We start from the raw sequence: 24,628 nt of genomic DNA on the forward strand, positions 1-24,628 counted from the left end.
CTCCGGCGGCCGTACGCCGGCCCCGGAGCGGAGTCGGTTAGGAACTGCGAACCGGAAAAAGAATTCAGAGAGGGACAGAGTTTCCTATGCCGAAGATCCTCGAGTTCGACGAGAACGCCCGGCGCGCGCTGGAGCGCGGCGTCGACGCGCTCGCGAACACGGTGAAGGTGACGCTGGGGCCGAAGGGCCGCTACGTCGTGCTGGACAAGAAGTGGGGTGCCCCGACCATCACCAACGACGGTGTCACCGTCGCGCGTGAGGTCGAGCTGGACAACCCGTTCGAGAACCTTGGTGCGCAGCTGTGCAAGGAGGTCGCCACCAAGACCAACGACATCGCCGGTGACGGCACCACCACGGCGACCGTGCTGGCGCAGGCGCTGGTGCACGAGGGCCTGCGGGTCGTCGCCGCCGGTGCGAACCCGATGGGCCTGAAGAAGGGCATCGAGGCCGCCGTCGAGGCCGTTTCGGCCAAGCTGGTCGAGACCGCCCGCGCCGTGGACGACAAGGCCGACATGGCCCACGTCGCCACCATCTCCGCCCGGGACGCCGAAATCGGCGGCCTGATCGCGGACGCCTTCGACAAGGTCGGCAAGGACGGTGTCATCACCGTCGAGGAGTCGAACACCTTCGGCACCGAGCTCGAGTTCACCGAGGGTATGCAGTTCGACAAGGGCTTCATCTCGCCCTACTTCATCACCGACGCCGAGGCCGGCGAAGCGGTGCTGGAGAACCCGTACATCCTGATCCACCAGGGCAAGATCTCCGCTGTCGCGGACCTGCTGCCGCTGCTGGAGAAGGTCGTGCAGTCCGGCAAGACGCTGCTGATCATCGCCGAGGACGTCGAGGGCGAAGCCCTGTCGACCCTGGTCGTGAACAAGATCCGCGGCAACTTCACCTCCGTCGCCGTCAAGGCGCCGGGCTTCGGTGACCGCCGCAAGGCGATGCTGGAGGACCTGGCCGCCCTCACCGGTGCCCAGGTGATCGCGCCCGAGGTCGGGCTCAAGCTGGACCAGGTCGACCTGGACGTGCTCGGTACCGCCCGTCGCATCGTGGTGAGCAAGGACAACACCACGGTCGTCGAGGGAGCCGGCTCGTCGGAGGCCGTCGAGGCCCGGGTGAACCAGATCAAGGCCGAGATCGAGCGCACGGACTCCGACTGGGACCGCGAGAAGCTGCAGGAGCGCCTGGCCAAGCTGGCCGGTGGCGTCTGCGTGATCAAGGTCGGCGCGGCCACTGAGGTCGAGCTGAAGGAGAAGAAGCACCGCATCGAGGACGCCGTCTCGGCGACCCGTGCGGCGATCGAAGAGGGCATCGTCGCCGGTGGTGGCTCCGCTCTCGTGCACGCCTCCCGCGTGCTGGCCGACGGCCTCGGCCTGGAGGGCGACGAGCTCTCCGGCGTCAAGATCGTCGCCAAGGCCGTTGTCGAGCCGCTGCGCTGGATCGCGGAGAACGGTGGCTACGAGGGTTACGTCGTCGTCGCCAAGGTTGCCGAGCTCGAGCCGGGCAGCGGTTTCAACGCCGCCACCGGTGAGTACGGCGACCTGCTCGGCTCCGGCGTGCTGGACCCGGTCAAGGTGACCCGGTCCGCGCTCGCCAACGCGGGCTCGATCGCGGCGCTGCTGCTGACGACCGAGACGCTGGTCGTGGACAAGCCCGAGGAAGAGGAGCCCGCGGGCGCCGGTCACGGGCACGGCCACGGTCACTGACCTTTGACCGGTTCCTGACCGGTTAAAGGGCCACTCAGCAGTACCTTCGGGCGCGGTCACGCGCAGTGAAAACTTGCGGCGGCCGATCACCGATTGCCACTGGTCAATCGGGATCGGCCGCCGTACCATTCTTCGAGCTGGGCCGGTCTGATACGAGGGGGCGATGTGACCGACGTTCACACCACGCCGCAATTGCAGGACCGGGTGGAGCTTCGCGACCTCGCCGCGCTGGCCAGCGCGGGCGACGGAACCGCATTGAACGATCTGCTCACTCGCGTCCGCGCGGTGGCCCATCGCTACGTGCGCTCCCGGTTGTGGACCTACCCGGGTGGTGCCGACATGGTCGACGATGTCGCCCAGGAGGTCTGCGTCGCCGTTTTCGGCGCGCTGAACCGGTACCGCGACGAAGGCCGGCCGTTCGAGGCGTTTGTGTACGGCATCGCGGCCCGCAAGGTCGCCGACGCGCAGCGCGCGTTCGCGGTGGCCGATCTGTCCACGTCCGATGTACCGGACGGGGCGGACGAGTCGCCGACGCCGGAGGAACACGCAGTACGGCACTCGGAGGTTCAGCACGCGGTCGCTTTGATGGACCGTCTGCCGGACAAGTTGCGGGAGATCCTGCTGCTCCGGGTTGTCGCGGGGATGTCAGCCGAAGAGACCGGCCGGGCACTGGGGATGACACCGGGGGCGGTGAGGGTCGCACAACATCGAGCGTTGAACACGCTCAGGGGGTTTGTGGGACATGAGGGGAAACAAGGCCAACGAGCAGCTGGGGAGGTGCGACATGGCTGAGAGCTTTGACCTGGACGCGATAGCGGCCGACGACGCACTGCTCGACTTGCTGGCAGCCGGGGGCGGTGCCGCCTTCGAGGCGCTGGAAGCGGGCGGCAGCGATCCAGCCGTGTTGCTGCTGGCCGATCTGAGACTTGCCGTGGAGGTGGAGGACGAACTTCCGGTCGAGCACATCGAGGACGCCGAGACGTTCCTGGCGCGCTGTGCCGCGCTGAACCCGGTTTCCGATCCGCTCGCCCGCAAGATCGCCACCCGCACGCTGGCACTGGGCGTGGCCGCCGTTGCCGCCCTGTCGGTGTCGGGTGTCGCCGCCGCGGTCACCGGCGATCCGCTGTCGCCGTACGAGAAGGTGATCGAGAAGGTGGTGCAGGGCTTCCTGCCCGAGATCAGCTTCCCGGCCGAGGACCTCGAGGGTCTGCCGGTCACCAACAAGGTGCGGATCAACAAGGTCGCCAAGGACTACAAGGCCAAGCGCGCCGAGGAACAGCGTCGCGAGCGGGAGCGGACGAACGAAGACGGCCACGAGGAGTCGGCCATCGACGTCCTGACGCCGTCGAAGGTGTCGAACCGGATCCCGCCGCTGCTGGGCGAAGAGGACATCAACGACAAGACCACCGGTGACAAGACGACGGGGGACAACACCGTCAAACCGCCGCTGGTCGACAAGACCGAGCCGGTGGTCCCGAAGCCGGAGCAGACGGTCAAGCCGAGCGCCAAGCCGAGCGCGAAGCCGACCGCCGTACCGCCGCCGGTGACCGAGACGACGCCGCCGGTCACCGAGACGACGCCGACGCCCACTCCGACGCCGCCGCCGACGACCGAAACGTCGCCGACGCCGCCGCCGACCACGGAGACGAGTCCCACGCCGCAGACGTCGGTGCCGCCCATTCAGACGGGCGACAACGGCGAAACCGGCCAGCCGGGCACGAGCGTGCCGAGTACGGCGCCCACGCAGAACAAGCCGACCGGAAAGCCCACCGACCAGCCGAACGGCCAGGTCGGCGAGGGCAACAACGGCCAGACCGGGAACGGCGAGACCGGCGGCCAAACCGGCAACGGTGAGACCGGCGGCCAGACGGGCGACGGTGACACCGGCAACGGTGAAACCGGCGGCGACAACGGTTCCGGCAACGGTGACAACGGTTCCGGGGACGACAACACCGGTGACAAGGGTTCTGGCGAGCAGGGTGGCGACAAGGACCCGGCCGGCCAGGACGGCAGCGGCACGGATCTCGGTGGCGAGCTCACCGGTCTGGTCGACGGCCTGCCGATCATCGGCAACAACGGTCACCACAACGCCAACGGCGGCGGCAAGGGACACGGCAAGGGTGGCGCCGGCGCGGCCCACCGGTCGGCCGAGGCCAAGACCGGTGGATTCACTCCCGCGGTGCTTCGCCAGTTCCTGGCCATGCTGAACGGTGTGATGGTCACCCGCTGACCAACCCGCGATGTCACGCGCTGCCACGAGCGCCGGGAGACCGGTCTCGTGGCAGCGCTGTCAGGACCGTCGGCGAGCGCGGCTAGGATGGTGTCCCGTTCTCGCTGTGTAAAGGTGCGCACAAGCCTCATGGACATCACGCCAGCCGGAGTTCCCGACAAGTTCGCCGTCCTCGGTCTCACTTTCGACGACGTGCTGCTGCAGCCCGTCGAATCCGACGTCATCCCGTCCGAGGTCAGCACCGCGACCAAGGTCAGCCGCAACATCGAGGTCAACATCCCGCTGCTGTCGAGCGCGATGGACACGGTGACCGAGGCCCGGATGGCCATCGCGATGGCCCGCCAGGGTGGTCTCGGTGTGCTGCACCGCAACCTCTCGATCGAGGACCAGGCCCAGCAGGTCGACCTGGTCAAGCGGTCCGAGTCCGGCATGATCGCGCAGCCGATCACCATCGGCCCGGACGCCACCATCGGCGAGGCCGACGCGCTCTGCGGGCAGTACCGGATCTCCGGTGTGCCGGTTGTGGACGCCGCCGGTGTGCTGGTCGGCATCGTCACCAACCGTGACATGCGGTTCGAGACCGACTTCTCCCGGCCGGTCCGCGAGGTGATGACCAAGCAGCCGCTGATCACCGGCAAGCAGGGCATCTCCGCGGATGACGCGATGGCGCTGCTCAGCCGGCACAAGGTGGAGAAGCTGCCGCTCGTCGACGAGTCGGGCAAGCTCACCGGCCTGATCACGCTGAAGGACTTCGTCAAGCGCGACCAGTTCCCGCTCGCCACCAAGGACGCCACCGGGCGGCTCGTGGTCGGCGCGGCCATCGGCTTCTACGGTGAGGCCTGGAAGCGGGCCATGTCGCTGATCGAGGCCGGCGCCGACGTGCTGGTGGTGGACACCGCCCACGGTCATTCCCAGGCGCAGCTCGAGATGATCCGCAAGCTCAAGGCCGACCCGGCCACCCGTGGCGTCGACATCATCGGCGGCAACATCGGTACTCGCGCCGGCGCCCAGGCCCTGGTCGACGCCGGCGCGGACGGCGTCAAGGTCGGCGTCGGACCGGGCTCGATCTGTACGACGCGCGTGGTGTCCGGCGTCGGCGTGCCGCAGGTGACGGCCATCTACGAGGCCTCCCTGGCCTGCAAGCCCGCGGGGGTGCCGGTCATCGGCGACGGCGGCCTGCAGTACTCGGGTGATATCGCGAAGGCCCTCGTGGCCGGCGCGGACACCGTCATGCTTGGCTCGTTGCTGGCCGGCTGTGAGGAGTCCCCGGGCGACCTGGTCTTCATCAACGGCAAGCAGTTCAAGGCCTACCGCGGCATGGGCTCGCTCGGCGCGATGCAGTCGGCCGGCGGCCTGCGCAAGTCCTACTCCAAGGACCGGTACTTCCAGGGCGATGTCGGCAGCGACGAGAAGCTGATCGCCGAGGGTGTCGAGGGCCAGGTGCCGTACCGCGGCCCGCTCGCCGCCGTCGCGCACCAGCTGATCGGCGGTCTGCGCCAGTCGATGTTCTACTGCGGTTCGCGGACCGTGCCCGAGCTGCAGGACAAGGGCCGTTTCGTCCGGATCACCTCGGCCGGCCTGCAGGAATCCCACCCCCACGACATCCAGATGACGGTCGAAGCCCCGAACTACTCCGGCCGCTGACAACACGGCGCCGCCGCTTCGAGGTTCCCTGACTTCGAAGCGGCGCGTTGTTACATTCGCCGTGACGAAGGGGTGTTCACGCCAATGGGAACGAGCCACCGCTGCGGCAGCTGAGGGTACGTGGCCTGACCTCACTGGCCTCGGTCGAGATCGACCTGTCGAGCGCGGTCACCTTGCTGGTCGGGCCGAACGGCGCGGGCAAGAGCAACGTCGTCGACGCGTTCGAGATGCTCGGGCGGATCGTCGACCAGCAGCTCAACGATCATCTGCTCCGCAATGGCGGCTTCTCCGGGCTTCGGCATCGTCCCTCCGATCCGGCGACGGCTTCGGACGCGATCGAGATCGAGGTGCTCGGCGAATGGCAGGGTGAGGTCTCGAACGGCTACTGGGTTCGGCTCGAGGGCGTTTCGGACGACACCGCGCTGGTTCGCGAGACCACTGTGTTCCACGATCGCTCGAGGTATCCCGATAGACCCCATACGACGCAGCTCGTCGCCGCACGCGAGAGCAAGCTCCGCGAGGTCGCGGCTACGGACGCGACGGCCTCGCATGTGCTCAGACTTGTCTCGGGCTGCCGGGTTTTCCACTTCGACGACACCAGCCCTGACGCTCCGCCGAAGCGACGAGTGGATCCAGCGAACAACCTCACGCTGGCGCCGGACGCGGGCAACATCGCAGCGGTTCTGCTCCGGCTACGCAGTGCGGACCCCGGGCGGTACCAGCGCATCGTCCGTACGATCCGGACCGTCGCGCCGTACTTCGACGACTTCGTGCTGGAGCCGGAACAGTCGTGGCTCCGGCTGCGCTGGCGCGAGCGAGGACTCGACGGCGTCTTTTCGGCTGAGAACCTCAGCGACGGGACCCTGCGTTTCATCTGTCTGACCGTCTTGCTGCTGCAGGATTCGGGACCTGGCACGATCGTTCTGGACGAGCCGGAACTGGGTCTGCACCCGTTCGCTATCCACCAGCTGGCTTCGCTGCTCCGCCGGGCCGCCAAGGACCGTCGCGTCGTCGCCGCCACACAGTCGGTCACGTTGCTCGAACAGTTCAGCGTCGAGGAAGTCGCCATCGTTGAGCGCACCACGAACGGAACCAGCATCCACCGTCCGGATCCGGGTGCGCTGACCCAATGGCTGGCGGATTACTCGGTGGGGGAACTCTGGGAGAAGAACCTGTTGGGTGGCCGGCCCCGTCCCGACGACAGCCCGAGCGCGGTGAGCGGGTGACCGAGCTGCACCAGGTCGCCGTACTCGTCGAAGGCCAGACCGAAGCTGCCTTTGTTGCCGAGATCCTGGCTCCGCATTTGATGGCGGCCAACGTCTATATCCAGCCGGTCATCGTCAAAACCTCCCGGGCAGCTGACGGCACCGCGTTCAAGGGCGGCGGGTCGGCCTGGAAGCACTACGAATCAGACCTCCATCACCTGCTCGCGGCAGCCACTTCCGCTGGGTGTCGATTCTGGTGGACTTCTACGCCTATCCGCTGGATGGCCCAGGCGCGCGCTGTTGTGAGGGCAGCCATCAGCCGCGGAGCTGTGCTGAGAAGCGTAACCAGGCGATGGTCGACCGGATCGCCCATCCGAAGTTCGTTCCGCACGTGGTGTTGCGCGAGTTCGAGACCTGGGTCTTCGCAGCGGCCGTCGGTGCGACCAGCGTGCTGGGTGACGCCGCGATCGCGCAGAGTCTGCAACGTGAGGCGAGCCAGGTCGGCGACGACGTTGAGCTTCTGAATGGCTCGCCGTCGACTGCGCCGTCCAAACGCGTTGAACGCTGCTGGCCCGACTACGGCAAGACGACGGACGGCATCGAGGTCATCCGGGAGGCGGGTCTGGCCGCGGTGATGAATCGGTGCCCGGGGCTGAGTGCCTGGATCGACCGCCTGCTCGCCTGATGGCGGTGATCAGTAGGCGCATCGGTAAGGTGGGGCCATGACCGAGATCGAGATCGGCCGCGCCAAGCGGGGCCGGCAGGCGTACGCGTTCGACCACATCGCGATCGTGCCATCGCGGCGTACGCGTGATCCCGAGGAGGTCTCGGTCGCCTGGCAGATCGACGCCTACCGGTTCGAGCTGCCGATCCTGGCCGCGCCGATGGACTCGGTGATGTCGCCGTCGACCGCGATCGCGATCGGCAAGGCCGGCGGGCTCGGGGTGCTGAACCTGGAAGGCCTCTGGACCCGGTACGACGACCCCACCTCGCTGCTGGAGGAGATCGTCACGCTGGACAAGCAGGCGGCGACGATCCGCTTGCAGGAGATCTACTCGGCGCCGATCAAGCCCGAGCTGATCGCCCAGCGCGTGCAGGAGATCCGCGAGGCCGGTGTCACCGTGGCCGGCGCGCTCTCGCCGCAGCGCACCAAGCAGTTCGCCAAGCACGTGGTGGATTCGGGCGTCGACCTGTTCGTCATTCGCGGTACGACGGTCTCGGCCGAGCACGTCTCCGGTCAGGCCGAGCCGCTGAACCTCAAGCAGTTCATCTACGACCTGGACGTTCCGGTGATCGTTGGTGGTTGCGCCACGCACCAGGCCGCTCTGCACCTGATGCGGACCGGTGCCGCGGGCGTGCTCGTCGGCTTCGGCGGCGGCGCGGCGCACACCACCCGTTCGGTGCTGGGTGTCGCGGTGCCGATGGCCTCGGCCGTCGCGGACGTGGCTGCGGCTCGGCGCGACTACATGGACGAGTCCGGTGGTCGCTACGTGCACGTCATCGCCGATGGGTCGGTCGGTCGTTCCGGTGACGTGGCCAAGGCCATCGCCTGCGGCGCGGACGCGGTCATGGTCGGTTCGCCGCTGGCTCGTGCCTCGGACGCGCCGGGTGGCGGGTTCCACTGGGGTGCCGAAGCCTGGCACGCGGATCTGCCGCGCGGCGAGCGGGTCGAGGTGGGTGTCACCGGCACGATGGAGCAGATCCTGTTCGGCCCCTCCTGGGTTCCCGACGGCACGATGAACCTGGTCGGCGCCCTCAAGCGTGCGATGGCGACGACCGGTTACACCGAGCTGAAGGAGTTCCAGCGCGTCGAGGTTGTTGTCGGCTGAGCCGATGACCACCGGCCTGCTGCTTCTGCACGGATCCAGCGGGGTGCCACATCTGGATCGAGCCGCCGTTTTCGAGGCGCTCGGTGTGGACGTGATCGCTCCGACCTGGTTCGGTCCGGAGGGCGTGCGGGAGATCGCGCTGGAGTCGTTCGGCGTCCACCTCGATGCCCTCGCGAGCCGGGTCGACCGGGTCGCCGTGATGGGTACGTCCAAAGGCGCCGAGGCCGCGCTCCTGCTCGGCACGATCGACCCGCGCATCGACGTGGTGATCGCGGCCGCGCCCACCTCGCACGTCTGGGCGGGCGTCGGCCCGGGTGATGCCGGCCGCCGTTCGTCCTGGACCTGGCAGAGCCGGCCGCTGCCGTTCGTCTCGTACGTCGACGGCTGGACGCCCGCCGATCCGTCGTACCCGAGCTTCACCGAGGTGTACGTCGAATCCCTGCGGGCCTGCGTTGATTCTGAAGCGGCGGAGATCCCGGCCGAGCGGTTCGCGGGCGAGCTGATCCTGATCGCGGGCGGCGACGACCACGTCTGGCCTGCGGCCGACTTCGCCCGCCACCTCGGCGTACGGCGTCCCAGTACGCGAACCGTGATCGGCGAGGACGCGGGCCACCGGGTCATCCTGCCGGGCGAAAAGCCTTCCGGCCTCGGCGCCAACCTCGACCGAGGCGGTACCCCGGAGGCCGACCGTGCCCTCGGCGAACTCGCCTGGCCAATCATCCGCACCGCCCTCCACATCTGACCCGAAAGCGGTTCGGACCTGGCCACTCGCGGCAGGAAACCAGGCAGACGCTGGCAGACTCGGCGGTATGGGACTTTTCGGGAAGCGTAAGGAAAAAGACCTCGCCGCGATCGCCGCCGGCCGGGCCAAGATCAGCAGCGCGGACGTCGAGCAGGTGCGATTCCTGCTCACCACCAGCAAGAACCTGATGGCGGTCAAGATCATCCGCGACCGCACCGGCCTCGACCTGGCCGACGCCAAGGCCGTCGTCGACGAGATCCGCTACGGCACCTTCGTCCTCCCCGCAACCCTCCCCGCAACCCGCCCGGTGGATAGGGCCGCAGGTCAAGGCCCTACCCTCGCCGACCGCGTCCGCGCCCTGAAGGCCAACGGCGACCTGCACCAGGCCACCGCCCTCGTCGTCGCCGAAACCGGCATGACCGACGCCGAAGCAGGCCTCTTCGTAGGAGCCCTGCACACTCGCTAGTCCCCAAGTGTACACACCGAGTGTATAGTTCTGCTCATGTCAGTCGGTCACCGGTTTCTCGGCCTGCTCGAAGCAGCGCCCTCCCACGGCTACACCCTCAAGCAGGAGTACGACGAGAGCTTCGGCCGCAACCAGCCGATGAAGATCGGCCAGGTGTATGCCACGCTCGCGCGGCTCCAGCGCGACGGCCTGGTCCAGCTCGCCGGGACCGAGGCGGGAGGTGGTCCCGACCGCAAGGTCTACGCGATCACCCCTGAGGGCGTGACCGAGCTGGAGGCCTGGCTGGCAACACCCGAGGTGGCGCAGATCCAGCCGGGCGTGCTGTTCGCCAAGGTGGTCGTCGCGCTCAGGTCCGGTCGCCCGGCGGCGGAAGTGCTCGACGCGCAGCGCCGGGTCCACATCGCCCGGATGCGCGAGATCATCGCGGCGAAGGCCGAGGCGGACGAGATCGGGCAGCTCGCCGGGGAGTACGAGATCGGTCATCTGCAAGCCGATCTCGACTGGATCGAGCGGGCCGGCCGTCTGCTCGAGGTGCGGGCATGACGACCGCGAGCACGCCGGACATCAAATCCACCCGCGCCGCGACGTCTGAGGGGGTCGTCGTCGGCGCGGGTCTGACCAAGCACTTCGGTACGACGAAGGCGCTCGACGAAGTCTCGATCAGCGTGCGGCCCGGTGAGGTCGTCGCGTTGATGGGACCGAGCGGATCCGGCAAGTCCACGCTGCTGCATGTGCTGGCCGGGATCATCCCGCCCGACGCCGGCAGCGTGCACGTCCGCGGGCGGCGCATCGACGACATGTCCGAGCGGCGGCGGAGTTCGGCCCGCCTGCGGGAGCTGGGGTTCGTCTTCCAGTTCGGCGACCTGGTGCCCGAGCTCAGCCTCGCCGAGAACGTGGCACTGCCCTTGCTGCTGACCGGTTCGTCGCGGCGCGCGGCGATGGCCCAGGCAACGGAACTGCTGGCCGAACTGGAGATCGCCGGAGTCGCGAGCCGTCGTCCGGCCGAGGTATCGGGCGGTCAGGCCCAGCGTGCCGCGGTGGCCCGGGCGCTGGTGCATCAGCCTGCCGCGATCTTCGCGGACGAGCCGACCGGCGCGCTCGACAGCGTCAACGGCGACATCGTGCTGACGGCGCTGCTCGACGCCGCGCGTGGCCGGGGGATCGGCCTGTTGCTGGTCACGCACGATGCCCGCGTCGCCGCTCATGCCGACCGGGAATGCATTCTGCGCGACGGCAAGTTGGCCGGCTGATGGCCGTTCTGCGGCTCGGCCTGCGGCTGGCCTGGGGCAGCGGCAAGGCCAGGGCGTTCGCGATGATCGTGGCCGGGCTCGTGAGTTCCGCGGTGCTGTGTTTCCTGGCCGGCTTCGCGTTCGCACGCGTCAGCCCGTACTACCCGATGCCGCGGGACGAGAAGCAGGTGCTGATCGTGATCAGCCTGGTCATCGTCATTCCCCTGCTGATCCTGGTCTCCACGGCCTCGCGATTGTCGGCCGCGAGCCGGGATCGCCGGCTGGCCTCGTTGCGCCTGCTCGGCCTCCCGCCGGAGCACACCCGGCTGGTCTCCGCCACCGAAAGCGCTGCCCTGACGGTGGTCGGCGCCGTACTCGGCCTGCTGGTCTTCCGAATCACCGCGGCGCCGATCGAGACGGCCGTCCGGGCAAGGGCGGACTGGCTGCGCCAACCGGTCGCCGTATCGCTTGGCTGGCAGGTGGCGCTGGTGGCCGGTCTGGTCGCCGTCACCGCCGTGGTCGCGGTACTACCCGCGCGCGCCGCGATCCGCACCCCGCTGGCCGAGCGGCAAGGCGTCGTACGACGTCCTTCCCGCGCGAGGCTTGTCCCGCTCTCGGTCGGCGTCACCATCCTGCTCGGCCTCGTGATCAGCCGTCCGGGCGACCTCGACACCGAACCGGGGCTCGGTGGCTTCGCCATATTCGTGATCGGGGCAGCCATGACCGGGGTGGGCCTCCCGCTAGCCATTCCGGTGCTGGTGCGCCTGATCGCCGATGGGCTCGGGCGACGATCGCGCCGGGCCGGGGTCCTGCTGGCGGCTCGTCGCCTGCAGTACGAGCCGTCCTCGACCACCCGGGTGGTCGCCGGTCTGGTGGCCGCGCTGTTCGTGGTCGCCGGTGGCCGGTGTGTGCTCGGCGCCTGGGAGGCCACTCCGCAGTACATCGAGGCCGTTCAAGCCGAGAGTCAGCCGCAGCTCGTACCGGTGTCCGCCCTGAGCGGCGATCCGCGTCCCGCGGCGGCCAAGGGCATCGCGGCGGTTCCCGGCGCGCGAGTCGCGGCTGAGCTGAGCGTCCTGCATCAGTCCGCTTGCAAGCCCGGTACGACGGCTTGTATCGAGGCCATCGTTGGCACGTGCGCAGATCTCGCCGTGGTGGTTCGTGGTCTGAGCGGTTGTACGGAAAGCCGCCCGATCTGGGTGGTTCCTCCCGCAGCGAAGGCGAAGCAGTACCGGTTCGACCAGCGCTTCGGGCGGCCCGTCGTCGTACCGGGCGCGTCGGACACCACCCGCGGCGTACTGCGCAACGATCTATGGCTCGACTCGGGAGCGCCGGTGCTGTTCGTACCGCAGGCCATCGCGAAGCTCGCCCATCCCGAGCAGGTCTACGTCGAACTGCCGCACGGCACCTGGAACACCTTCAACCAAGCGCTACCTCCCGGAACGCTGAAGAGCCTGTCGTCTCACGACAGCTACGCGGGTACGACCGCCGAGGTTCGCGGGTATCGCGCGATGCTCTGGTCGGTTGGTGGACTGGCGCTGGCCATCGGCCTGCTGGCGTTGCTGATCGGGGCGGTGGATCGCATAGCCGAACGGCGTCGCCAGCTCGCAACGCTCCGGGCGGTCGGCGTTCCGGTCGGTACGTTGCGGCTCGGCCAGGTCGGGCAGTTGGTGTTGCCGCTGCTCCTGGGCATCCCGCTCGCAGGCGGCCTCGGCCTGCTCGCCGGATCGGCCTATCTCGCTTTTGCTGGCGCCACCGACTTCGTGCCCTGGCGTTCGGTGGGCGGGGTGACCTTGGCGAGCTTGGTCCTGGTCCTGATCGCCGCGACGACAACACTCCCCGCGATCGGAGCGAAGGTCAGCGCCGCCGACCTCCGCCGCGAATAGCCCGGACCTCCGCGGCGACCAACTCAGGACTAGAGGTCGTTGGATTCCAATTGGCGGGCGGCGCCGTGGGCGTGTTCGGAGGCGGTGAAGTCGCCGTTCGCCGCCAGCAGGTCGCCGTTGTGGCGGAAACACGTAGCAGACAGGGAGCGGATGGCGGAATCGCCCGCGGTGAAGGGGATCAGCATGCCGCCGACGGTGGCGGCGGATCCGGCCAGGTCCTGGGCGAACTCCATCGCGCCGGCGGCTTGGTAGGCCTTCGAGATGTCGAGTAGTACCTGCGCCCAGGGCGGTCCGAACGTGCTCAGCTCGTACCGCATGTGCTGCGACTGTCGCTCCGACGACAACGCGAACAGGTAGTGCGCTTCCAGCCCGAGCGTGAGCGCCGCCTGGGTGTCCTTCGCGAACAACGGCCGAACCAGCGCGGCCAGTTCAACCCCGCGCAGGGCGGCGGTTTCCGGGTCGCAACGACCCGAGACGGTGGCCAGCGTCATGCCCTGGGCTGGTTCGGTCAGCGCGCGCAGGCGGCCGTACTCCTCGAAGGAGCCGAGGTGTTCGGCGGCGAGGTCCAGTGCCGAGGTCAACGTCGGCGGTAGCGGCTGGCTGATCTCGGTGACCACCTGCTCGGCCATCTCCTGATCAGTCGCGTACGCCGAGCGCAGGCAGGCCTCCGCCTCGTCTTCGCGGCCGACCTCGGCGAGGTGACGGCCCTTGCGGGTGAGCATGCCGACCAGCGTGCGAAGGTCCGCGGGGGAGTCGGAGTCGGCCAGCGTATCCGCCGTCGACAGGCCGATCTCGTCGGCCTGCAAGGCCACCTCGTACCGTCCGGCCTCGGCGTGAATATCCGCCGCGACCGCGCTCGCCGTACACAGGTAGCGCGCGTAGCTCGGCGCCTGCGGTGATTCGTTGATCTGCCCGGCCAGTTGCAGGAACAAGGTGATCGCGGCATCCGCGGAGGCCACCGCGAGATCCGCGTCGCCGTACCGCCGGAGGATCAGCGCGTTCATCGCGAGAACCCGGGCGAAATCCGGCTGGAGGCTCTGCCCCGCCTCGCCCGCCGTGAGTGCGCCGTACGTGATGACGGCGCTGTCGATCTCCAGTACGGCGGTGGCGCCGTAGCCGCGATGGGCCTGGGTCATCGCCCGGCGGGCCTGGACGTCGGCAAGTTGCGGGGCAACGTCGACCTGGCCGGAGGCGGCCAGCTCGATGTAACCGCTTTCGGCGTTGTCGAGGGCAACCAGGGCATCGTCATACCGCTCGAGGGCGTTGAGCGAGGCGGCCAGCTCGTAACTCGTGCCGGCCAGTAGGTGCCGGCCGCGGGAGTCGTTCGGATAGCTGTCGATCAGCTCGTACGCCAGCTGGACGGCCTTCTGCTGATACGGCTCGGCCTCGTCGACACGGCCTTGCTCGACCAGCGCCTGGGCAGCCTCCAGTACCTGCTCGACCTCGTCCTCGGCGCGCCCGGGCCGCCAGATTCCCCCGCTGTCCACCATTGCCTGATGCCTTTCTCGCCCCACGATGCCGGCGGCTGTGTGGGGACCGGAGTGCCCATTTTCACCCCGGGAATCCGGGTGCCACAGTGCCTGTGCCGCTCAGATTAGCGGGTGATCGCAGTCACGACTCGGGTAGCTGAAACGGTGAACTACTGACATGACGGTTACCCACAGGTAGCCTGGCGAGATGAGCGAGCAGACTTCGATTCCTGCTGACCCCGAGCTCGACCCCAGGGCGTCGTACGCGACCGATCAGTCGGTCATTCGCCGCCTGGCCGGCCTGCTGCACGCGACGGCCGGCACCAAGACGACGTACGCGCCCGCGACCGGCCAGCCGATCGCGGAGCTGCCGATCTCCGGTGTGCCCGACGTCCGGGCCGCGGTCCGCTCGGCCCGCAAGGCCCAGCGTGCCTGGAAGGGTACGGCACTCGCGGATCGCGCCGCCATCCTGCTGCGTTATCACGATCTCGTGCTGGACCACCGGCACGAGCTGAGCGACCTGGTCCAGCGGGAATCCGGCAAGGCCCGGAAGCAGGCCTTCGAGGAGATCGCGCACGTCGCGATGACCGCGCGGTACTACGGGCGCAAGGCAACCGAACTGCTCTCGCCACAGCGCAAACTCGGCATGTTCCCGGTGCTGACCCGGGCCGAACAGCGGTTCGTGCCGAAGGGGCTTGTCGGCATCATCTCGCCGTGGAACTACCCGCTCAGCATGGCCGTGTCCGACGGCATTCCGGCGGTGCTCGCGGGCAACACCGTGGTGCACAAGCCGGACAGCCAGACCCCGCTGTCGGCATTGCGCGCGGTCGAGCTGCTCTACGAGGCCGGCCTGCCGCGTGACGTCTGGCAGGTCGTCAACGGTGAAGGCTCGGTCGTCGGCAGCGAGATCATCCAGAACGTCGACTACGTCTGTTTCACCGGTTCGACCAAAACGGGCCGGATCGTCGCCAAGCAGGCGGGTGATCGGCTGATCGGCTGTTCGCTCGAACTCGGTGGCAAGAACCCGATGCTGGTGCTGCGTGACGCCGACGTGCAACGCGCGGCCGAGGGCGCCGTACGGGCCTGCTTCGCCAGCGCGGGCCAGCTCTGCGTCTCGATGGAACGCCTGTACGTCGCCGACCAGGTGTACGACGCGTTCGTGGCGGCGTTCGTCGGCCGGGTCAAGCGGATGCGCGTATCCGCCGGGACCGGCTGGGACGTCGACATGGGCTCGCTGATCTCGCAGGCCCAGCTGGAGACGGTCTCGCGGCATGTCGACGACGCCGTCGCGAAGGGCGCGAAGGTGCTCGCCGGGGGCAAGGCCCGTGCCGATCTGGGCGCCCTGTTCTACGAGCCGACCGTGCTCGAAGGGGTCACGCCGGAGATGGAGTGCTTCGACGCCGAGACCTTCGGCCCGGTGGTTTCGCTGTACCGGTTCGCCGACGAGTCCGAGGCGATCCAGCGCGCGAACGAAGGCGAGTACGGCCTGAACGCGAGCGTCTGGACCCGGGACACCCGCCGCGGCCGGATCGTCGCCGCCCAGCTCATCGCCGGCACGGTCAACGTCAACGAGGGCTACGCCGCCACCTTCGGCTCGGTCGACACCCCGATGGGCGGTATGCGCTCATCCGGCCTCGGCCGTCGCCAGGGTGTCGAAGGCATCCGCCGGTACGTCGACCCGCAGGCCATCGCGACCCAGCGCCTGCTGCCGATCGCGGCCAGCCACGGGGTGAGCGACGAGGCCTACGCGGAGCTGATGACAACGGCCCTGCGGGTGCTGAAGAAGCTGGGCCGCGCATGAACTTCGACTACGACGTCCTGGTCATCGGTTCGGGCTTCGGCGGCAGCGTCAGCGCGCTACGCCTGACCGAGAAGGGCTACCGCGTCGGCGTACTGGAGGCCGGCGCGCGGTTCGACGACGCGGGCATGGCGAAGACCTCGTGGGACAGCAAGCGGTTCTTCTTCGCCCCGGCTCTCGGCATGTACGGCATTCAGCGCATCTCCGCGCTGCGCGACGTGATCATCCTGTCCGGCGCGGGCGTCGGCGGCGGCAGCCTGGTCTACGCGAACACCCTGTACGAACCGTTGCCCGCGTTCTACGCCGATCGCCAGTGGGCCCACATCACCGACTGGCGAGACGAGCTCGCGCCGTACTACGACCAGGCCAAGCGCATGCTCGGCGTCACGACATACCCGGGTATGACCCCGGCGGACGAGGTGATGAAGCAGGTCGCCGACGACATGGGCGTGGGCGATACGTACCACCCGACGCCGGTCGGCGTGTTCTTCGGTGAACCCGGCGTGGAGGTCGACGACCCGTACTTCGGTGGCGTCGGCCCGCGTCGTACCGGCTGTATCAACTGCGGCGAGTGCATGACCGGGTGCCGGCACAACGCCAAGAACAGCCTGACGAAGAACTACCTCTACCTGGCCGAGAAGGCCGGCGCCGAGGTCTACCCGCTGACCACCGTGACCTCGGTCGAACCCCTGCCGGGCGGCGGCTACGCGATCGACACCCGCCGTACGACGAACCGCCGGCGGACGAAGCGGTTCACCGCCCGCGAGGTCATCTTCGCGGCCTCGGCCCTCGGTACCGCCAAGCTGCTGCACCGCCTTCGCGACGAGGGGAAACTCCCGCGGTTGTCGGACCGCCTCGGCGTACTGACCCGCACGAACTCGGAATCCCTGCTCGGCGTCATCGCGGGTGACCGGGACGTCGACTACACGCGCGGGGTCGCGATCACCTCGTCGTTCCACCCGGACGAGATCACCCACATCGAGCCCGTCAGGTACGGCAAGGGCAGCAACGCGATGTCCTTGCTGCAAACGGTATTGACCGACGGAGATGGGCCGGATCCGCGCTGGCGGGTCTGGATGCGCGAGATGGTGAAACAGCGGCGGAGCCTGCGCCGGTTGTACGACCTGAAGCACTGGTCGGAGCGCACGATCATCGCCCTGGTGATGCAGACGGCCGACAACTCGATCACCACCTACGGCAAGCGGGACCGCTTCGGCCGATGGCGGCTCACCTCGAAACAGGGCCACGGCGCGCCCAACCCATCGTGGATCCCGGTGGCCAACGAGGTCGTACGCCGGATGGCCAAGCTGATGAACGGCACCCCCGGTGGAACCATCGGCGAGCCGTTCAACGTACCGATGACGGCGCACTTCATCGGCGGCTGCGCGATCGGCGACTCCGCCGAAACCGGCGTGGTGGATCCGTACCACCGCATCTACGGCTACGAAGGCCTGCACATCCTGGACGGCTCCACCATCTCGGCCAACCTAGGCGTCAACCCGTCCCTGACGATCACCGCCCAAGCCGAACGCGCGATGTCCTTCTGGCCCAACCAAGGCGCCGAAGATCCCCGCCCACCCCTAGGAACGCCGTACGAGCGCATCGCCCCAGTGGCCCCCGCCAACCCCGTCGTGCCCGTAACCGCCCCCGCCGCCCTCCGCCTCCCCCTCATCGAAATCCGCACCCCCACCACCCCCACCACCCCCACCACCCCCGCAGCCACCTCCGCAGCCACCTCCGGCCCCACCCCCGCAGTCCCCGCGGTGGCCTCCGCCAAGGCGACCCCGGCCAAGGCCCCGGCTCCGGCCGACGCCGAACCGAACCCAGCCGACGCCTGACGCCGTCGCCCCAGCGCCCCATCCCGCTCCCACGGGCGTCTTGGTGAGTCCACCAGCCATTTCCGAGCCCGGAAAACGTCCAGTGGACTCACCAAGACGTCGCCCACCCCTGCCCGCGAACCCGCACCGTCGCTCAAGCGGCCGCTTGCGGATCAGATGACCGCCCTCGGGAGCCCCGGCGCAGGCGAAGACGGCGCGGGTCGGGATTGCCTGGCCGGAGCACCAAGACCGCCCGAGGCGAGGGGGTGCGGTTGGTCATATGTGGCGGATGTCTCGTCCGCGGGCGGGGACGGCGGCGACGGCAGGAAGGGGCGGCTGGAGGGGGCGGGATTCGGGAGGCGGAGTGACCCCGGAGGGTTATGGGCGGCGTTGTCGCGGCAATCAGGGAATGACCCGGGAACATAGGGGCCTGCGGCAACAGTGCGTAACGGGCAATTGAGACATGGTTGTAACGATGTGTTCGTGTCGGAATGCCCCAATTCGGGCCGGATTCACCCCTCGGTGGCAATCCGGCCCGAGGCGCGGCTATTTCCAAGAGGCTTTACGGAATGCAGTGACGTGGCAACGGAAAGCCGTAACGAGGCAACCATCCGGCCGAGCCGTCAACCGCCGCTCGCACGGCACCGACCGACTCCAAGGCCACGACGGTGCCAACCGTTGGATCCCCGCGGGAAACCCTTGCCCAGGCGGGAAATCAGCTGAAAGTGCGCTCAACTGCGCGAATCAGGCCGGATGTGGGCAGGGAGTGAGCAGAAGTGCTGAGCAGACCTGCAAGTTGACCGGGGTGGCAGCTCAGACCGCGAAAAGGTCGCGGGAGCAAGTGCCGGAAAAGGGAATGAGCCCCTCGGGAACGTTTCCGCCCAAATCGTTTCCCGAGGGGCCCACTCAAGCCGGGGTGAGGCGCCCGGCGTCTGGAATCGGGTCGCCAACCATGGCCAGCGACCCGAGCTCTCTATTACTCACTGTACAGCGCGGAGCAACCGCGTTGGAGTGTTTTGACCTCCTCACGCATCTGTTGCTCCTTGTCACTGTCTGGCGACTACCTGTAGTAACCGCCTCTGTACACATCAACGAGGCGGCGAGAGGGGGGTTACGAGGTTCCGGAAAAAAACCCAGAAAACTTTTCGCGGCCCCCATCGCTTACTGTGGGCCGACCGTTCGAGCAGGCCGTGAGGCGGCCGCTGAGCACGCAGGGAGACCCATGAGCGAGATCCTCGTCAAGGCGCGCGAGCAGGTTCTGGAGCGGGGCGAGGGCCTCAGCGAGTCAGATCTGGTCGAGGTGCTGAAGTTGCCGGACGCATCGATCGACGAACTGCTGGCGCTGGCGCACGAGGTCCGGGTCAAGTGGTGCGGTGAAGAGGTCGAGGTCGAGGGCATCATCAGCCTGAAGACCGGCGGCTGCCCGGAGGACTGCCACTTCTGTTCCCAGTCCGGTCAGTTCACCTCCCCGGTGCGGGCCGTCTGGCTGAACATCCCCGAGCTGGTCGAGGCCGCGAAGGAGACCGCCAAGACCGGCGCGACCGAGTTCTGCATCGTCGCGGCCGTGCGCGGGCCGGACGAGCGGCTGATGTCGCAGGTCAAGGCCGGCATCGAGGCGATCCAGGCCGAGGTCGAGATCAACATCGCCTGCTCGCTCGGCATGCTCACCCAGGAGCAGGTGGACGAGCTGGCCGCGATGGGCGTCCACCGCTACAACCACAACCTGGAGTCCGCCCGCTCCTACTTCAGCGACGTCGTCACCACGCACTCGTTCGAGGAGCGGTGGGCGACCTGCGAGATGGTCAAGGCCGCCGGTATGGAGCTGTGCTGCGGTGGTCTGGTCGGTATGGGCGAGACCCTGGAGCAGCGGGCCGAGCTGGCCGCGCAGCTGGCGGAGCTCGAGCCGCACGAGGTGCCGCTGAACTTCCTCAACCCGCGGCCGGGGACGCCGTTCGGGGACATGGAGATCATGGACGGCAAGGACGCGCTGCGTACGATCGCCGCGTTCCGGCTGGCGATGCCGAAGACGATCCTGCGGTACGCCGGTGGGCGCGAGCTGACCCTGGGCGACCTGGGTACGCGCGAGGGCCTGCTCGGTGGCATCAACGCGGTCATCGTGGGCAACTACCTGACCACGCTGGGCCGTCCGGCCACGGCCGACCTCGACCTGCTGGCCGACCTCAAGATGCCGGTCAAGGAACTCCAGAAGACGCTGTGAGCACGATGACGGTTCTCTACTGCGGCCATTGCGGCGAGAGTGCGGCGCAGGGATCGCACGATGCTTGCGCGCGGGCGCTCGCGATGGAGCCGCCGCGCTACTGCGCTCAGTGCCGGCGCCGGATGATCGTCCAGGTGCACCCGATGGGCTGGTCCGCCCGCTGCTCCCAGCACGGCGACCTCAGCTCCGACCAACTCCCCACGGAGCAGTACGAGGTATGAACGAGCTACTCCGGCAGGACGCGGAGCTGCTTTGGCATCCGTACTCCTCGATGAGCGAACCGTCGCCGATGCGGCTGGTCCAGGGCGCGGACGGCGTCCGGCTGCGGCTGGACGACGGCGCGGGTGGCACGGTCGAGGCGATCGACGCGATGTCGTCGTGGTGGTGCATGATCCACGGCTATCGCAACCCGGTGCTGGATGAGGCCCTGCGGACGCAGATCGACTCGTTCAGCCATGTCATGTTCGGCGGGCTGACGCACGAACCGGCCATCCGGCTGGCCGAGCGGCTGGTCGAGATCACCCCGGCGCCGCTGCGGCATGTCTTCCTCTGCGATTCCGGCTCGGTCTCGATCGAGGTCGCGATCAAGCTGGCCCTGCAGTACCAGGTGGCCCGCGGTCATCAGGGCCGGACCAGGATGCTGACCGTGCGCGGCGGGTATCACGGCGACACCTTCGCGCCGATGAGCGTGTGCGACCCGGTGAACGGCATGCACTCGCTCTTCACCGGCGCCCTCGCCCAGCAGGTCTTCGGCCCGCGCCCACCCGCCGGGTACGACGGCGACGAGGCGGCGATCGCGGCCTGGGCGGCCGAGATGAGCGAGCTCGCCGAGCGCCATGCGACGGAGATCGCGGCGATCGTGGTCGAGCCGATCCTGCAGGGCGCGGGCGGGATGTACGCGTACAGCCCGGGCTGCCTGCGGATCCTGCGCGAACTGGCCGACCGGCACGGGTTCTTGCTGATCCTCGACGAGATCGCGACGGGCTTCGGCCGGACCGGCACCATGTTCGCCTCGGAGCACGCCGGGATCGATCCCGACATCCTCTGCGTGGGCAAGGCGCTGACCGGCGGCTACCTCTCGCTCGCGGCCATGCTCTGTACGACGGACGTGGCGCACACCGTGTCGAGTGGTCCCGGCGGAGCGCTGATGCACGGGCCGACCTTCATGGGTAACCCGCTGGCCTGCGCCGTCGCCCTCGCGAGCATCGACCTGCTACTCGCGGACGACTGGCGAACCACGGTCGGGCGGATCTCCACGGGTCTCAGCAAGGGCCTCGCGGGCGCGGTCGGCCTGTCCGGCGTACGGGATGTGCGGGTCGTCGGCGCGGTCGGGGTGGTCCAGCTCGACGGGCCGGTCGACGTACCGCGGATGACCGAGGCCGTCCTGCGTCGCGGGGTTTGGGTCCGGCCGTTCCGGGACCTCGTCTACACCATGCCGCCGTACATCAGTACCGACGAGGAGATCGCCCAGATCGGCCTGGCCATCACCGAGGCCGTGGGAGAACGCTGATGGGCCTCGCGGACTGGCTCGAGCCGAAGGCGGCGGCGCTGGAGTCGCGCGGACTGACCCGGCGGTTGCGCCCGCGCGCGGCGGGGGAGGACCTGATCGACCTCGCCGGGAACGACTACCTCGGCCTCGCGACGGACCCACGAGTGGTCGAGGCCACCGTGGCCGCCGTACGGACCTGGGGCGCGGGTTCGACCGCTTCCCGGCTGGTCACCGGTACGACGGCCTTGCACGCCGAGCTCGAACAAGCGCTCGCGTCGTACGTCGGCCAGGAGGCGGGCCTCGTTTTCTCCTCCGGGTATCTGGCCAATCTCGGGGTGGTGACTGCCCTCGGTGGTCCCGGCACGCTGCTGGTCTCGGACGAACACGTGCACGCGTCGATCGTTGATGCCACCCGGTTGTCCCGTTCGCGGGTCGAGGTGGTTCCGCACAACGACGTGGACGCGGTCACGAAAGCCCTTGCCGAGCGCAACGAACCACACGCGCTGGTACTGACCGAATCGGTGTTCAGCGTGCTCGGAGACGCCGCGCCATTGACCGAACTGGCCGCGGTCGCGTTGGCCCAGGATGCCGTACTGCTGGTGGATGAGGCCCACGGAATAGGTGTCACCGGCAACGGTCATGGTTCCGTCGCGGCCGCGGGACTGGCCGGTGCGGAGCATGTGATCGTGACGATGACGTTGTCGAAGGCCCTTGGTAGCCAAGGTGGTGCCGTACTCGGGCCCGCCGTTCTGCGCGAGCACCTGGTGAACCGGGCCCGGTCGTTCATCTTCGACACCGGGCTGGCTCCGGCCGCCTGCGCAGCCGCCCTGGCCGCGCTCGACGTACTCCGGCAAGAGCCCGATCGCCCAGAGGCCATCCACACGACGGCCGCGCGGTTGGCCGCGGCGGCAGGGGTGAAGGCGGCCGCCGGGGCAGTGGTGTCGATCCCGATGGCGGGACCGCGTGAGGCGGTCGCGGCGGCCGAACGGTGTCTCGCGCAGGGCGTTGCGGTCGGTACGTTCCGGCCGCCCTCGGTGCCGGACGGCATCAGCCGCCTGCGGCTTACCGCCCGGGCCGGGTTGTCGCCGGCACAGCTGGACCATGCTTGCGCAGTGATCGAAGGAGTGGTGGCGGGATGAGCGTTCTGCTGGTGACAGGGACGGACACCGGCGTCGGTAAGACCGTGGCCACCGCGGCCCTCGCGGCGTACCTCTCCCGCAGTACGACGGTCATCGTCAGCAAGCCGCTTCAGACGGGCGTCGACGCGGTCGAGCCGGGCGACGCCGACGAGGTACGGCGGCTCGCGGGCGTCGAGGCGCACGAAGGTGTACGGCTTCGCGATCCGCTGGCGCCGACCACCGCCGCGCGTCGCGAAGGAGTCGATCTGCCTTCGGTCAAGGAGCAGGCCGCCGCGATCGACGCACTGCGACCGCCCTCCGGCTGGACCCTGGTCGAAGGCGCGGGTGGTCTCCTGGTCGGCCTCGACGGCGAAGGCCGCAACCTGGCCGATCTCGCCGTCCACCTGCCGCACAGCGCCTTCGTTGTGGTGGTCCGGGCCGGCCTGGGCACGCTGAACCACACCATGCTCACGGTCGAGGCCCTTCGCGCCCGCAAGCTGCCGATCGCCGGCCTGGTCGTCGGCGCCTGGCCGGAAGACCCGGACCTGGCCGAGCGCTGCAACCTCGAGGAACTCCCAGGCCTCGCCGGTCTCCCGCTGCTCGGCAAGCTTCCGGCGAACGCGGCCGCCCTCCCACCGGAGACCTTCCGCGCCCAGGCTCCGACCTGGTTCAACTTCCCCGCCTGAGGTCCTACCTGGACGGCACCTTCTCGCGAGACTTGGTGCCACCGAAGACGTAGAGGGCGGCGGAGCCGAGGAGTACGACGCCGGAGCCGAAACCGGCGATCAGGTCGACCAGGGACTCGTCGTGCTGGGTGAAGGCGATCACGAGACCGATCACGGCGAGCACCGTCATGAGTACGCCGATGACGAACATCTCCCGGTTGCCCCGCAGCCACCAGACGGAGAACGCGACGAAGTGCATACCGACGACCAAGGCGATCCACGCCGCGGCGGCGGCCGGCTCGACATCGTTGATGACCCGCAGCCCGCCGAACAGGAACACCACCTCGATCGCCACGATGACGAAGTAGCCCTGGGTGGACTGGTTCTCGGGCCTTGCCGGCTTGCCGCCACGGATGAACGCGAACAACACGACGGCGGCCAGCAGGGCGGCCAGCACGATCGCGATCGTCCGGCCAGGTGAGCCGAGCCCGGTGCTGTTGAGCAGAACGAAGACGAAACCGAAGGCGGCTCCGACCAGATGGCCGGGCTGGGCGGGGATGAGTTTCACGGCGACAACCTACTCGTCGCACGGTCCCCACCAAGCCCGGTCTGTTCAGCGCCGGAACACGGCCACCGAGTTGGTGCCGTAGGTCTTTCCGTAGATGCCGTCCTGCACGATGATCGTGTCGATCGCGCCGGTCGGCACCGTCAGGGTGACGCTGTCGTAGCCGCCGAACAACATGTAGTAACCGCGGTAGAACATCCACTGCCGGGTGTTCTTGTCCCAGCCGCGGACCCGGAAAGCGGCCTTGTTGTTGTCGTACGGGTTCTGGTCGTAGAGGTGGACGGTGAGGTAGTAGAGCTGCCGGGCGACATCGCGCCGCCCGACGATCTTCACGTGGGAGCCGGGCACATTGCCCCGATAGCTCGTATCCCCGTAGAAGTAGCCGTTTCGCCAGTAGGCGTAGGCGTTGGCGGCCGGCGCGTTCACGATTCCCAGCCCTGCCACCGCGATGGCGGCAGTGCTGACGGCGATGGTTCTGCGCAACATCGTCTCTCCCGAAGATCGACGTCAGTACCTTCCACGGTAGGCAGCCAGTCGCCACGCGGTTCCGGAGCG

The 24,628-nt window shown here is 68.6% G+C and carries 22 protein-coding genes; 19 read left to right on the plus strand and 3 right to left on the minus strand.

Annotated elements, in window-relative coordinates:
* Nucleotides 1-86 precede the first annotated feature (86 nt).
* The 12 genes from groL to ACFFGN_RS32515 all read left to right on the plus strand — a co-directional run bounded on the left by groL (nt 87) and on the right by ACFFGN_RS32515 (nt 12,934).
* Entirely contained in the window at nt 87-1,706 is a 1,620-nt protein-coding gene (groL, locus tag ACFFGN_RS32460) for a chaperonin GroEL (RefSeq protein WP_380055792.1), read from the plus strand.
* Nucleotides 1,707-1,871: 165 nt separating this feature from the next.
* Nucleotides 1,872-2,498, plus strand: coding sequence for an RNA polymerase sigma factor ShbA (gene shbA / locus ACFFGN_RS32465; protein WP_380055795.1), 627 nt, complete (start codon nt 1,872-1,874; stop codon nt 2,496-2,498).
* Nucleotides 2,491-3,936: a hypothetical protein gene (locus tag ACFFGN_RS32470; RefSeq protein ID WP_380055798.1), complete on the plus strand. Its 1,446-nt coding sequence runs from the start codon at nt 2,491-2,493 to the stop codon at nt 3,934-3,936. The genes shbA and ACFFGN_RS32470 overlap by 8 nt, the downstream gene beginning before the upstream one ends.
* Before the next feature lie 129 nt (nt 3,937-4,065).
* The gene (gene guaB / locus ACFFGN_RS32475; protein ID WP_380055800.1) at nt 4,066-5,580 is read left to right on the plus strand and encodes an IMP dehydrogenase; all 1,515 of its coding nucleotides are present in this window, start codon (nt 4,066-4,068) and stop codon (nt 5,578-5,580) included.
* A 110-nt stretch (nt 5,581-5,690) separates the two neighbouring features.
* Nucleotides 5,691-6,806: an AAA family ATPase gene (locus tag ACFFGN_RS32480; protein ID WP_380056130.1), complete on the plus strand. Its 1,116-nt coding sequence runs from the start codon at nt 5,691-5,693 to the stop codon at nt 6,804-6,806.
* A gap of 223 nt (nt 6,807-7,029) precedes the next feature.
* On the plus strand, nt 7,030-7,470 hold the full coding sequence (locus ACFFGN_RS32485) for a DUF4276 family protein (protein WP_512700339.1): 441 nt from the start codon (nt 7,030-7,032) through the stop codon (nt 7,468-7,470).
* Between the two features lie 37 nt (nt 7,471-7,507).
* Nucleotides 7,508-8,614 carry a GuaB3 family IMP dehydrogenase-related protein gene (locus ACFFGN_RS32490; RefSeq protein WP_380055803.1) on the plus strand — a complete coding sequence of 369 codons (1,107 nt, stop codon included), beginning with the start codon at nt 7,508-7,510 and terminating at the stop codon, nt 8,612-8,614.
* Nucleotides 8,615-8,618: 4 nt separating this feature from the next.
* Nucleotides 8,619-9,356 (plus strand): hypothetical protein, encoded by a 738-nt coding sequence (locus tag ACFFGN_RS32495; RefSeq protein WP_380055805.1) that lies wholly within the window; start codon nt 8,619-8,621, stop codon nt 9,354-9,356.
* A gap of 67 nt (nt 9,357-9,423) precedes the next feature.
* Nucleotides 9,424-9,822, plus strand: coding sequence for a hypothetical protein (locus ACFFGN_RS32500; RefSeq protein WP_380055808.1), 399 nt, complete (start codon nt 9,424-9,426; stop codon nt 9,820-9,822).
* A gap of 36 nt (nt 9,823-9,858) precedes the next feature.
* Entirely contained in the window at nt 9,859-10,365 is a 507-nt protein-coding gene (locus ACFFGN_RS32505) for a PadR family transcriptional regulator (protein ID WP_380055811.1), read from the plus strand.
* Nucleotides 10,362-11,072, plus strand: a complete 711-nt coding sequence (locus ACFFGN_RS32510; RefSeq protein ID WP_380055814.1) for an ABC transporter ATP-binding protein — start codon at nt 10,362-10,364, stop codon at nt 11,070-11,072. The genes ACFFGN_RS32505 and ACFFGN_RS32510 overlap by 4 nt, the downstream gene beginning before the upstream one ends.
* Nucleotides 11,072-12,934 (plus strand): FtsX-like permease family protein, encoded by a 1,863-nt coding sequence (locus tag ACFFGN_RS32515; RefSeq protein ID WP_380055817.1) that lies wholly within the window; start codon nt 11,072-11,074, stop codon nt 12,932-12,934. The genes ACFFGN_RS32510 and ACFFGN_RS32515 overlap by 1 nt, the downstream gene beginning before the upstream one ends.
* Before the next feature lie 29 nt (nt 12,935-12,963).
* Here ACFFGN_RS32515 and ACFFGN_RS32520 read toward each other — a convergent pair whose 3' ends face one another.
* Nucleotides 12,964-14,424 (minus strand): tetratricopeptide repeat protein, encoded by a 1,461-nt coding sequence (locus tag ACFFGN_RS32520; RefSeq protein WP_380055820.1) that lies wholly within the window; start codon nt 14,422-14,424, stop codon nt 12,964-12,966.
* 187 nt (nt 14,425-14,611) lie between these two features.
* Between ACFFGN_RS32520 and ACFFGN_RS32525 the strand changes: the two genes are divergently transcribed.
* The 7 genes from ACFFGN_RS32525 (at nt 14,612) to bioD (ending at nt 23,529) form a co-directional block, all read left to right on the plus strand.
* On the plus strand, nt 14,612-16,204 hold the full coding sequence (locus tag ACFFGN_RS32525) for a succinic semialdehyde dehydrogenase (protein ID WP_380055822.1): 1,593 nt from the start codon (nt 14,612-14,614) through the stop codon (nt 16,202-16,204).
* Nucleotides 16,201-18,039, plus strand: a complete 1,839-nt coding sequence (locus tag ACFFGN_RS32530; protein WP_380055825.1) for an FAD-dependent oxidoreductase — start codon at nt 16,201-16,203, stop codon at nt 18,037-18,039. Before ACFFGN_RS32525 ends, ACFFGN_RS32530 begins: the two co-directional genes overlap by 4 nt.
* A 1,201-nt stretch (nt 18,040-19,240) precedes the next feature.
* Nucleotides 19,241-20,236 (plus strand): biotin synthase BioB, encoded by a 996-nt coding sequence (gene bioB, locus ACFFGN_RS32535; protein ID WP_380055828.1) that lies wholly within the window; start codon nt 19,241-19,243, stop codon nt 20,234-20,236.
* A 5-nt stretch (nt 20,237-20,241) separates the two neighbouring features.
* Nucleotides 20,242-20,457, plus strand: coding sequence for a biotin synthase auxiliary protein BsaP (bsaP, locus tag ACFFGN_RS32540; protein ID WP_380056132.1), 216 nt, complete (start codon nt 20,242-20,244; stop codon nt 20,455-20,457).
* Complete coding sequence (locus tag ACFFGN_RS32545; protein WP_380055830.1) at nt 20,454-21,746, plus strand: adenosylmethionine--8-amino-7-oxononanoate transaminase; 1,293 nt, start codon at nt 20,454-20,456, stop codon at nt 21,744-21,746. Before bsaP ends, ACFFGN_RS32545 begins: the two co-directional genes overlap by 4 nt.
* A complete protein-coding gene (locus tag ACFFGN_RS32550; RefSeq protein WP_380055833.1) occupies nt 21,746-22,864 on the plus strand; it encodes an 8-amino-7-oxononanoate synthase in 1,119 nt (372 codons plus the stop codon). Before ACFFGN_RS32545 ends, ACFFGN_RS32550 begins: the two co-directional genes overlap by 1 nt.
* Nucleotides 22,861-23,529 (plus strand): dethiobiotin synthase, encoded by a 669-nt coding sequence (gene bioD / locus ACFFGN_RS32555; RefSeq protein WP_380055836.1) that lies wholly within the window; start codon nt 22,861-22,863, stop codon nt 23,527-23,529. Before ACFFGN_RS32550 ends, bioD begins: the two co-directional genes overlap by 4 nt.
* 4 nt (nt 23,530-23,533) lie before the next feature.
* On the opposite strand, the gene ACFFGN_RS32560 is transcribed toward bioD, so the two are convergent.
* Nucleotides 23,534-24,076 (minus strand): hypothetical protein, encoded by a 543-nt coding sequence (locus ACFFGN_RS32560; RefSeq protein WP_380055839.1) that lies wholly within the window; start codon nt 24,074-24,076, stop codon nt 23,534-23,536.
* Nucleotides 24,077-24,121: 45 nt separating this feature from the next.
* Nucleotides 24,122-24,559, minus strand: a complete 438-nt coding sequence (locus ACFFGN_RS32565; RefSeq protein ID WP_380055841.1) for a hypothetical protein — start codon at nt 24,557-24,559, stop codon at nt 24,122-24,124.
* Nucleotides 24,560-24,628 lie beyond the last annotated feature (69 nt).

Source organism: Kribbella deserti (assembly GCF_042434725.1).
Taxonomy (GTDB): Bacteria; Actinomycetota; Actinomycetes; order Propionibacteriales; family Kribbellaceae; genus Kribbella; species Kribbella deserti.

Bases quoted from the DNA above. Each gene is read 5' to 3' on its own strand.
- groL (WP_380055792.1), top strand. From the start codon at position 87: ATGCCGAAGATCCTCGAGTTCGACGAGAACGCCCGGCGCGCGCTGGAG.
- ACFFGN_RS32470 (WP_380055798.1), top strand. From the start codon at position 2,491: ATGGCTGAGAGCTTTGACCTGGACGCGATAGCGGCCGACGACGCACTG.
- guaB (WP_380055800.1), top strand. From the start codon at position 4,066: ATGGACATCACGCCAGCCGGAGTTCCCGACAAGTTCGCCGTCCTCGGT.
- ACFFGN_RS32490 (WP_380055803.1), top strand. From the start codon at position 7,508: ATGACCGAGATCGAGATCGGCCGCGCCAAGCGGGGCCGGCAGGCGTAC.
- ACFFGN_RS32495 (WP_380055805.1), top strand. From the start codon at position 8,619: ATGACCACCGGCCTGCTGCTTCTGCACGGATCCAGCGGGGTGCCACAT.
- ACFFGN_RS32500 (WP_380055808.1), top strand. From the start codon at position 9,424: ATGGGACTTTTCGGGAAGCGTAAGGAAAAAGACCTCGCCGCGATCGCC.
- ACFFGN_RS32505 (WP_380055811.1), top strand. From the start codon at position 9,859: ATGTCAGTCGGTCACCGGTTTCTCGGCCTGCTCGAAGCAGCGCCCTCC.
- ACFFGN_RS32510 (WP_380055814.1), top strand. From the start codon at position 10,362: ATGACGACCGCGAGCACGCCGGACATCAAATCCACCCGCGCCGCGACG.
- ACFFGN_RS32515 (WP_380055817.1), top strand. From the start codon at position 11,072: ATGGCCGTTCTGCGGCTCGGCCTGCGGCTGGCCTGGGGCAGCGGCAAG.
- ACFFGN_RS32520 (WP_380055820.1), bottom strand. From the start codon at position 14,424: ATGGTGGACAGCGGGGGAATCTGGCGGCCCGGGCGCGCCGAGGACGAG.
- ACFFGN_RS32525 (WP_380055822.1), top strand. From the start codon at position 14,612: ATGAGCGAGCAGACTTCGATTCCTGCTGACCCCGAGCTCGACCCCAGG.
- ACFFGN_RS32530 (WP_380055825.1), top strand. From the start codon at position 16,201: ATGAACTTCGACTACGACGTCCTGGTCATCGGTTCGGGCTTCGGCGGC.
- bioB (WP_380055828.1), top strand. From the start codon at position 19,241: ATGAGCGAGATCCTCGTCAAGGCGCGCGAGCAGGTTCTGGAGCGGGGC.
- bsaP (WP_380056132.1), top strand. From the start codon at position 20,242: ATGACGGTTCTCTACTGCGGCCATTGCGGCGAGAGTGCGGCGCAGGGA.
- ACFFGN_RS32545 (WP_380055830.1), top strand. From the start codon at position 20,454: ATGAACGAGCTACTCCGGCAGGACGCGGAGCTGCTTTGGCATCCGTAC.
- ACFFGN_RS32550 (WP_380055833.1), top strand. From the start codon at position 21,746: ATGGGCCTCGCGGACTGGCTCGAGCCGAAGGCGGCGGCGCTGGAGTCG.
- bioD (WP_380055836.1), top strand. From the start codon at position 22,861: ATGAGCGTTCTGCTGGTGACAGGGACGGACACCGGCGTCGGTAAGACC.
- ACFFGN_RS32565 (WP_380055841.1), bottom strand. From the start codon at position 24,559: ATGTTGCGCAGAACCATCGCCGTCAGCACTGCCGCCATCGCGGTGGCA.